This is a genomic window from Paraburkholderia sp. BCC1884 (genome assembly GCF_900996225.1).
Lineage (GTDB): Bacteria > Pseudomonadota > Gammaproteobacteria > Burkholderiales > Burkholderiaceae > Paraburkholderia.
The window spans coordinates 1-1485 of the sequence record NZ_CAAJGL010000075.1 but is presented as its reverse complement, the minus strand read 5'-3'; the positions used below and the strand labels follow the sequence as shown (position 1 = coordinate 1485).

General features: G+C 61.8%; 1 protein-coding gene. It reads right to left on the bottom strand.

Annotated elements, in window-relative coordinates:
• Positions 1-65: 65 nt before the first annotated feature.
• Complete coding sequence (locus tag FQ705_RS15395; protein WP_144142535.1) at positions 66-1484, bottom strand: ISNCY family transposase; 1419 nt, start codon at positions 1482-1484, stop codon at positions 66-68.
• Position 1485 lies beyond the last annotated feature (1 nt).

The following is a 1485-nucleotide window of genomic DNA, read 5'->3' as shown; positions in this document are numbered from 1 at the left end:
ATGTCGAGGCCATTCTTAAATGTCGCAGCGGCAGCAAAGTAGAAGTGTCGCTGTCAGAGAATGAATTATCCTTTCGGTGCGGGTTTGAACACTGGGTCCTGGGGGCGGGGCGTTGTTCTGCCAATCGCGGTGTTCAGATCTGCAACCGTGATTTCGCGCTGCTTCTTTGTACCGGTCCTGCGCTCCTTCAACTTCGGTGCCTGCCCCTGATTGGTTCGTGATGGCGAACCCGATGCCCGGCGGTTATCGCGATCCGCCTGGATCAGTTGCGCGACCTGCAGCACGTGCCCCAGCCGCTTGTGATCGACCACGGCACTCTGGTCGATCTCGGAGAGCCGGTCGTAAGGCCTGCAGGGAAGGGCGACGCCATCGGCGCGGATCTCGATGCGCCCATCCGGATACTCATACACATCGATGTAGCGTCCCACCAGCCTGCGGTTCGAGTCGGTATCATCGAGCAGGTAGATCACCCGGTCGTACTGCAGGGTCAGCGAGCGCGTAACCCGACGCGGTTCACGCCATGTCAGGATGGTGTCGAGGTCCTCGTCCGCACGCAGCGGCCGGTGTGCGTTAAACGCGCTCCTTGGCGCCTTGCCAAAGCGCGTGTTGTAGTCGGCAATGAAGCGGGGTGCATAGGCATTGGCCGCTTCCCGCGTATCGATGCCACGTAGCCGCAGTTCCTTGACCAGCCGGTCCTGCAACGTCAGGTTCGCCCGCTCAACCCGCCCCTTGGCCTGACTCGAATTCGCACATAACCCGTCAATGTTCAGTTCGAACATCGCCCGGCCAAAGTGCGTCACGCCTTTGCCGCCGGTGGTCGCTGTCTGCGTCGGGCGGAACACACTGGCCTTGTCGCTGTAGAACGCCGCCGGTTTGCCGTGCTGTTCCAGATACGCCCGTGTTGCCTCGAAGTAGCTGAAAGTCGATTCGGCCGCCGTGAAGTGCAGCGCCATGATCCGGCTGGTCGCATCATCCACATACACCAGCAGCGTGCACGCTGGCGCCCGTTCCTCGAACCAGCGGTGATCGCTGCCGTCGATCTGCACCAGTTCGCCAAGACACGCACGACGGCTTCTAGGCTGGTAGATCTTCGGCGGCCGCTGCCGGCGAGGAATCCACAGTCCGGCGTCGGTCATCAGGTGCCGCACGGTTTCCTTCGACAGTGTGATCCCATGACATTCACGCAGTTTCTCGCACGCGAGCGTCGGGCCAAAATCCGGGTAACGATCGCGGATCAGATTCAACGCGCGCGCGGTCACGCCGTCTGCCAACTGGTAGTTGCTCGGATGGCCACGATGCCGTGACAGCAGCCCCGATGCGCCCTGGCTGCGGTAGCGCACAGTCAGCCGCTCAACTTGGCGCCGGCTCAGATGCAGCCGTTCTGCAGCCTGCCACGTCATCAGCAGGCCATCGACTAGCGACTGGATCGTCCTGAGCCGGTCAACCTCGCACATCGTCATGGTGATCATCCCGGATGTCGTCATG